Source organism: Pyxidicoccus fallax (genome assembly GCF_012933655.1).
GTDB classification, from domain to species: Bacteria; Myxococcota; Myxococcia; order Myxococcales; family Myxococcaceae; genus Myxococcus; species Myxococcus fallax.
In genome coordinates this window covers 20671-28168 of sequence record NZ_JABBJJ010000158.1, presented here as the reverse complement: position 1 = coordinate 28168, position 7498 = coordinate 20671, and the positions used below count along the sequence as shown (strand labels likewise).

The 7498-nt window shown below is 71.5% G+C and carries 5 protein-coding genes and 1 pseudogene; 1 reads left to right on the top strand and 5 read right to left on the bottom strand.

Annotated features, from left to right (window positions below; translation table 11 throughout):
• Nucleotides 1-171: 171 nt before the first annotated feature.
• Complete coding sequence (locus HG543_RS29080) at nt 172-1617, top strand: alkaline phosphatase D family protein (RefSeq protein WP_169348147.1); 1446 nt, start codon at nt 172-174, stop codon at nt 1615-1617.
• A gap of 10 nt (nt 1618-1627) precedes the next feature.
• Here the strand turns inward: HG543_RS29080 and HG543_RS57160 are convergent, their stop codons facing one another.
• The 5 genes and pseudogenes from HG543_RS57160 to HG543_RS29060 all read right to left on the bottom strand — a co-directional run bounded on the left by HG543_RS57160 (nt 1628) and on the right by HG543_RS29060 (nt 7363).
• Entirely contained in the window at nt 1628-2368 is a 741-nt protein-coding gene (locus HG543_RS57160; RefSeq protein ID WP_171818890.1) for a head GIN domain-containing protein, read from the bottom strand.
• A gap of 84 nt (nt 2369-2452) precedes the next feature.
• Entirely contained in the window at nt 2453-5644 is a 3192-nt protein-coding gene (locus HG543_RS56485; protein WP_169348146.1) for a serine/threonine-protein kinase, read from the bottom strand.
• A 110-nt stretch (nt 5645-5754) separates the two neighbouring features.
• Nucleotides 5755-6048 (bottom strand): annotated as a pseudogene (locus HG543_RS29070) (hypothetical protein); the annotation flags it as partial.
• Nucleotides 6049-6287: 239 nt separating this feature from the next.
• Complete coding sequence (locus tag HG543_RS29065) at nt 6288-7172, bottom strand: hypothetical protein (protein WP_169348144.1); 885 nt, start codon at nt 7170-7172, stop codon at nt 6288-6290.
• A complete protein-coding gene (locus tag HG543_RS29060; protein ID WP_169348143.1) occupies nt 7169-7363 on the bottom strand; it encodes a hypothetical protein in 195 nt (64 codons plus the stop codon). The genes HG543_RS29065 and HG543_RS29060 overlap by 4 nt, the downstream gene beginning before the upstream one ends.
• Between the last annotated feature and the right edge of the window lie 135 nt (nt 7364-7498).

Sequence of the window (7498 nt, the reverse complement as noted above, 5' to 3'; positions counted from 1 at the left end):
GCTCCAGGCAGGGGGTGGGGACGCGCATTCCAGCCGGCCCGGGCCCCGGGGAGCAAGCCGGCCCGCGTCGCGCGGAGACGTTGTCGGGTCGACCCCTCCTCGCCGAGTCATTGACGCGGAGTGCGCGCTGCTTCGGAATCACCCCTTTCAGGGCACAGGAGGCCCCTTCCCATGGCGCTCGCGTTCCCAGTCCACCCGGTGACGGTAGGCCCCATCGTCGGCTCCACCACGGACACCACCGTGCGCCTGTGGGGGAGGGGGGCGCCTTCTCGCCCGCCCGGCGGCCGCTTCTGTTACGGCATCGCGCAAATCCTGAAGGCGGGCACCACCACGCCCGAGCAGGCGACCTACTTCAAGCTGCGCGCCGAGGATGACTTCACGGGCAGTGTCGACTTCGACGGCCTGCGGCCCGCGCACGCCTACGCGTACCGCATGGGCTACTTCTTCTCGGACGTGGAGCAGCACCTGCTGGCGCCGCCGGTGGGGCTGGAGCTGCAGGGGGCCACGGCGGGGGCCTTCCGCTCCGCGCGAGCGCCGGGCAGCCCGGAGCTGTCCTTCGTCTTCGGCTCGTGCCGCCACCCGGGCCCGTCCGAGGAGGAAATCGTCGGGCTGAGCAACCGCGGGGACCGCATCTTCGGCACCATCCTGGACCAGGCCGACAGCATCCCCACGGACCTGCTGCTCATGGTGGGGGACCAGATTTATGCCGACGTGCGGCGCGACGCGCGCACCTTCGAGGAGTACTGCGACACGTACCGCCGGGCCTTCACCCAGCCGCTCTTGCGGCGGCTGATGTCGCGCGTGCCCACGTACATGACCATGGACGACCACGAAATCGTGGACAACTGGTCCATGGACAAGCTGGTGGACCCGGGGCTGAGCAACGAGCAGCGCTGGGCCAACCGGGTGCGCTACCTCGCGGCCATCGAGGCGTACCGCTGCTACCAGGTGGTGCACGGGCCGGCGCTGGAGCGGCGCAACACGCCCGGCGTCACCAACGCGCTGACGCGGTACTGGTACGACTTCCAGGTGGGGCCCGCGCGCTTCTTCGTCCTCGACACGCGCACGGAGCGCTACCACCGCGCGCGGCCGCCGCAGCTCCTGGGCCCCACGCAGCTGGAGTCGCTGAAGCACTGGCTGGTGAAGGACCCGGCAGGCCTGAAGTTCGTGGTGTCCGCGGTGCCGTTCTTCCCGGACGTGAAGCTGGCGGGCCTGGCGGCGGTGGAGCGCCACGACAAGTGGGCGGGCTTCCTGCACCAGCGCCAGCACCTGCTGGACTTCATCCGCGACAACAACGTGCGGCGCGTGGTGTTTCTCTCCGGGGACATCCACGCGTCTATCTGGAGCGAGCTGCTCAGCAAGTCACGCCCGGACTTCCGTCTCTACTCCATCATCTCCTCGGCCTTCGCGGCGCCGGCCTTCGTCCCGCCCGAGTTCATGTACGAGCAGTCCGGTGTCCTCGACGGGCAGTCCGACTACGTCGTCTCGCGGCACGGCGGCTACGTGCAGCTGAGCAACTTCACCCGGCTCACGTGGCGCGAGCCGGTGCTGCGCGTGGAGGTGTTCGAGCGCAAGGGTGCCCGGGTCCAGGACGCGGAGCTGCGGCTGGACCCGTGAGGGGCGTGCGTCAGTTCTTGTCGTAGACGACCTTGGAGCCGCCGCTGGTGTCCACCTCGCTGCGGCCCGGGCGGGACACGAGCTGGATGATGCTGCCGCCGGACGCGTCGCCGGTGACGCTGTCCGAGGCGTCCGCCTCCACGCGCGAGCCACCGCTGGCCTCGGCGTCCAGCGTCTTCACGCCGCGCACGTCGAGGGCCGCCACCACGGCGCCGCCGCTGGCCTCGGCGTCCAGCTCCTTCGCGCGGCCGGACAGCGTCACGCGCGAGCCGCCGCTGGCCTCGGCGTCCACCTTGCGCGCGTCCACGCCGCGCACGGAGACGACGGCGCCGCCGCTGGCCTCGGCGGAGAACTCATCCGTGTTGGTGGCCTCGGCATCGATGCGGCTGCCGCCGCTGGCGCTCACGCTCTTCACGGTGGGGTTGGAGACGTAGAGGCGGACGCCGTTGCCCCGGAAGTTGCTGAAGATGCCCTTCTTCTCCACCTCGGTGGTGAGGACGCCGTCCTCCACCTTCAGCCGGACGCGGGACAGCAGCTCCTCCGGCCCTTCCAGCCGGACGGACTTCGGGCCGACCTTCACCTCGGCCTTGATGCCATGGCTCACGGCCACGCCGTCGAAGTCGGGGACGTCACGCGTCTCGCCCTGCCGGGCCGCGGCTTCCTGCTTGCCGTCCTGGGCTTGCGACTGGGCGTGGGCACAGGCGGACAGCATCAGGAAGGAGACGAGGACGGAAACGCGAGTGTTCGTCATGGGGGACGCTCCGGACAGGTAGGGGGCCAGGGCCGGCCCCGTCATGCCCTGGCTACGCACGACCCGCGAAGCGATTGCGTCCGGCTATTCGCCGCCCATCAGCGCCAGGGGGACCCTGACGGCGGTGGTCTCCCCGGGAGTGATTTCCACGGGGAGGCGGTGCGCCTTCCCGGTGCCGTCCACGAGCTTCAGCGTGTGCTTGCCGGAGGGCAGCTTCACCTTGAAGAGGGGCGTGCTCCCCAGCTTCCGGTTCCCGAGGAACACCTCGGCGGAAGGCTCGGTGAGCAGGGTGAGGAAGCCACGCTCGCCCGCCGGGGCGTCTTCCGAGCTGGAAGCGGGGGTGGCGGCGGAGGCTTCCTCGGAAGCGCGGGCCTTGCGGGCCACGGCCTCCCGGGAGCGCTTGGAGCCACCGCGGGTCTTCCTGGCAGGCGACTCCGCGGGTGGGGCGCTCTCGTCCTCCGAGGGAGTCTCCCCATCAGCCGCGACGGGAGCCGCATCCGAGGCCCCGGGCTGGGCGTCGTCCGTCGGGGTCGTCTTGGGGGCGGTGTCCGCCGTGCCGGTGCCGGGCGCCACGGCGACGCGCGCCGTGTCCGAGGTGGACGGAGTCTCCGGAGCGGTGCCGGTGGGCGCCTGCCGCGGGACGGGCTCCGCGACGGCCGGGGTGTTCTCCGGCTTCGAGGGAGCCGGGTTCGCGGGGCGGGGCTGCGGACCCAGGCCGACGCGGGCCAGCACGGGCTTCAGCGCCGCGGACACACGGCCCTTGTCGAGGTCGAGCAGCACCGCCACGGCGCCCAGTCCGAGGACCAGCAGCACCACCACGGCCATGGTGACCAGCACCCGGCTTCCCCGCGCGCGACGGGGGGCGCGGAGGCCGGTCTGGGTGTTCACGTGCGAGTCGTCGTCACCGAGCGCGGAGCCTTCCGGCGGCGCATCGGACACGGCCACCGGGCGCACGGGCTCGGTGGTGACGTCGGGCGGTGCGAAGGGCGGCAGGGCGGGAGGAGAACGCCGGCGGCCCTTCCGCGACTTGTACGTGGGCGTGATGGAGACGGTCTCTTCGCGGTGCTCGGGCGCGCGGGCCTGCGCATCGCGCATCACGGGAGCGGGCGCGCGCACCGCGAGCTGCGGGTCACGGATGGTGGTGGCACCCGGGCGCACCGCGGGGGCCTGCGAGTCACGGAGGGTGGGAGCGCCCGGGCGCACCAGCGCCGTCGGGTACTCGGAATCCGGAGGCGTTGGCACCCGGCCCGCCGGAGGCTGCGAGTCACGCGCGGCGGGAGCGGCCGCGCGGCCCACCGCGGCCTGGGCGCCGTGCTCGGGCGGCGTGGGCGCACGGCCCGCGGGAGGCTGCGAGTCGCGCGTACCGTGAGCGGGAGCGCGGCCCGCCGCCGACTCCTGCGGCGTGGGGGCACGGCCCGCCGGGGGCTGCGAGTCGCGCGTGGCGGGCGCGGGCGCACGCACCATCGCCGTCTGGTAGTCCTGCTCCGGCGGAGGTGGCGGAGGAGGCGCCGGCGCGCGGACCATCGCGGTCTGCAAGTCCCGCTCGACGGGGCCGGGCGCGCGGACCATCGCGGTCTGCAAGTCCCGCTCGACGGGTGCCGCCGCGGCGCGGACGTTGTCCATCGTGCGGCGCGGCCGTGCCTCGGCGCGCGACGGCTCGTCCGCACCGGCCCGGGAGGACTCGCCCGAGCCCACCGCGCGCATGCCCTCCAGCGTGCGAGGAGAGCGGGGCCGAGGCTCGGCGCGGGGCGGCTCCTCGGGAGGAGGGGGTGGAGGCTCGTGCGCCGAAGCACTGCGCGGGCCCAGCACCGAGGTGGCCGCGTCGGGCGCGTGCACGGGCTCGGGCTGCTGCGGGCGGAGGAGGAACTCCGGTGGCAGGGCCGGCCGCCCGGGCTGGGTGCGGACGGAGAGCTCCGCGTCGTCGGAAGGAGGCGGCGGAGGCGCCACCGCCTCGGGAGGAGGCGAAGGCGGGCCCGCCGGGAGCCGCGGGGCCGCGCGCTTCTGCGGCGGCGGCTTGAGCGCGGGACGGGCGCGGATGGTGCCCGCCGCCTCGACGGGGGGCGGCTCATGGACGGGAGCCGTGAGGGTGGGCCGGCGTGGCGCGGGCGCACCCGGAGCGGGCGTGGCGGGCTTCGCCTGCGCGGGAGCCTTCACCGGGGGCACCGACGTCGAGGCGCGGGCGGGCGGCGGAGGCACGGGCTGGGCCGGCGGAGTCGCGGCCGGGTCGGCGGAGGGCTCCGAGCCCATGGCCAGCACGGCCGCCAGGCTCAGCTCACCAGTGGTGTCGCCGTTGGAGGACTGCCCGCTCATCAGCAGCTGGCGCGTCTGCTCGCGCCGGTCGGCGAAGAGGCGGCGCATCAGCTCGCTGCTCTGCTCGGGGTGCCAGATGAGCGGGCCCACCGCGCGCTCCAGGGCGCGGGCGAACTCCAGCGTGGACGCGTACCGGTCGCCGCGCTTCTTCGCGAGCGCGCGCATCACGATGGCATCCAGCTCCGGCGGCACCTGCTTGTTGGTGCGCGACGGCGGCGTCACCTCGCAGCGCAGCACCGCGTTCATCATCGCCTCGGCCTGCTTCGCGTAGAACAACCGCATGCCGGTGAGGCACTCGTGCAGCACCACGCCGAGGCTGAACAAGTCACTGCGAGCATCCAGCGGCTCGCCCATGATTTGTTCGGGGGACATGTAGCCGCTGGTGCCCTTCACCATGCCCACCGCGGTGCGGCTGGCGCGCGCCAGGCTCTTGGCGATGCCGAAGTCCAGCAGCTTGGTGACGCCCTCGTACGTCACCATGATGTTCTTCTCGGCCACGTCGCGGTGGATGACGGGCGAGGGGTGACCCAGCGGGTCCGTGAAGGTGTGCGCGTAGTGGAGCGCCACCGCCGTGTCGCGCACCGCCATCAGGCTGAAGCCCATGGGGATGGCGATGTTGGCCTGCCGGCACGCGCGAGCCACCTCCACCAGCGTCGCGCCCGGCACGAACTCCATGGACAGGAACAGCTCGCCGTCCGCGATGTCCAGGTCGTACACCTGGGCGATGTGCGGGTGGTTGAACGCGGCCGTCACCTTGGCCTCGTCCAGGAACATCCGGACGAACTCTTCCTCGCCACGGATGTCCGGCAGAATCTGCTTCAGCACCACCAGCTTGCGAAACCCCGCCAGCCCACGCTGAGACGCGAGGAAGATCTCCGCCATCCCGCCTGTCGACAGGCGGCAGAGCACCTCGTACTTGCCCAGCGATCGCGCCTCCGGCGCGAGCGGCAGCGTGTTCCCACTCATTGGAATGTCGCGAATCTACACCTCCAGCCGGATGGACGCGAAAGCCCGGACCCCGCCGGTTTGCTATCAGACTCAGCGACTTCCAGGGCTTGGCGGAATTGATGCTCGATTCAGGTAGGGAATCGTGGGCGGACCCGACCTGACAGGGTGCCTCGCCAACTCTCCGGGTGAAGGAGGGGGTGGGTAGGGCCGAAGCCGGTCGGCGGGGATGACCTGCTTGGAGCGGCTGGGCTGGACCAGGGGAGGCGGGCGTTGGCGACGCCGAGCAGGCCGCGCTCGCCCTGGTTGTCGGTGCTCACGGTGACGAAGGGCTGGGACAGCAACACGCCGTTCTGGATGACGCGCAGGATGCCGGCCTGCTCGCGGACGAAGAGGCGGCCATCGGGCGCGAAGGCCATGGCGGTGGGGCTGGAGAGGCCATTGGCGACCTGGGTATCGGTGAAGAGGGGAGGAACGGCGGCGGCGCGGTGCTGTCCGGTGACGGGCTCGGGAGGTCGACTGACGCTTTCAGGGCGTCGTCATGCGCGATGGTGCGGTGACGTGACGCGCGCGGAAGAGGCCGGCGGCGCGGATGTCCGGCAGCGGTGTTCGAACCGGGGCGAGAGGAGGGAATGCACCACGCGCCTCGTTCGGGAAGGAGGGGCTATCTGTCGGACTGGCACACCCAGGGACGGTCCGGCTTCTTTCCCTGCTTGCAGACGTAGCCCTCGGGGCAGGTGCTGGGGCCTTGGGGGTTACAACTCGGGAGGCAGTGCCAACGGTCGCAGGTGAAGCCCTCGGGGCAGGGGGGCTTGCCCGGACCGCACTCCTCGACGCATTCCGTCCAGGCCTTGCCGGGCTTCTCCAACGAGGTCCTCACCCGGCATTCGCGGCCCTCGGGACACGGCGACTGCTGGCAGTCGGGTCCGTAGACCACGGCGCACTGCGAGACTCCACCGTAGTGACGGATGCACTGCTGGCCCTCGGGACACCCGCGTGTCTCACAGGTGGGCAGGCAGATGGGCTCGGGCGGTACGTTCCCGCAGAAGAATCCCTCCGGACAGCTCGCGGGGTCATCCAACTGGCAAGGACGGCCGCACCAGTTCATCTTGACCTCCGCGCACAGCAATCCCGACTCACATGCCTGCTCCCGGGTGGATGGAATCGGAAGGCACTCTTCACCTTCCTTGCGGAAGCCCAGCGGGACACAGAAGCGCACGAGCAATCCCTCACCCACGGGGTCCACGTCGCGGCATACGAGCCCGTCCGGGCACTGGGCATCCGTCATGCACTGACTGTCGGTGCAGTAGTGGGTGTAGACCCGGGCGTCTACCACGCAGCCCATGGGGGGCTCGCAGTCCGAGGCCCTTCGGCATTCACGGTGATAGGTCACCCGCTGCATGCGCTCCTCGAAGGAGAGCACGGGGCTGACTTGCGGAGAACCGGAAGCGGGACTCGGCGCTTCTGTCCGCAGGCTGAGCAACACGAGTAATAGCGGCATGGGGAGAAGCGCGCCCACGATGGCACCCAGGGCACTTCGCCAGTTCATGAGCCGCACTCCTTGATGCACTCCTCGAGTTCGTCGATGTCCTCGATGCCCACGCAAAAATTCTCGTAGTCCTTATCGGAACAGCCGTACTGCTCGAGCAACTGCCTCACATCCTTGCGAGCAGCCCTGTCGAGCACCCCTCCAGGCATGTGATTCCGCGGGCAGCCCGTCAGGACCGCCAGCAGCAGCACGTCTACGCACACGGTTCGCCAACGCATTCGCGGACCCCCCGGCGAAAAGCAGGCCGCTCAACGGTAGCAGGCCCCGGGGACGACACTTTCCGCGCGCTCCCGCCCTCCGTCCTCCCGTGGACACGCTCCACCGGG

Bases quoted from the DNA above. Each gene is read 5' to 3' on its own strand.
- HG543_RS29080 (WP_169348147.1), top strand. From the start codon at position 172: ATGGCGCTCGCGTTCCCAGTCCACCCGGTGACGGTAGGCCCCATCGTC.
- HG543_RS57160 (WP_171818890.1), bottom strand. From the start codon at position 2,368: ATGACGAACACTCGCGTTTCCGTCCTCGTCTCCTTCCTGATGCTGTCC.
- HG543_RS56485 (WP_169348146.1), bottom strand. From the start codon at position 5,644: ATGAGTGGGAACACGCTGCCGCTCGCGCCGGAGGCGCGATCGCTGGGC.
- HG543_RS29065 (WP_169348144.1), bottom strand. From the start codon at position 7,172: ATGAACTGGCGAAGTGCCCTGGGTGCCATCGTGGGCGCGCTTCTCCCC.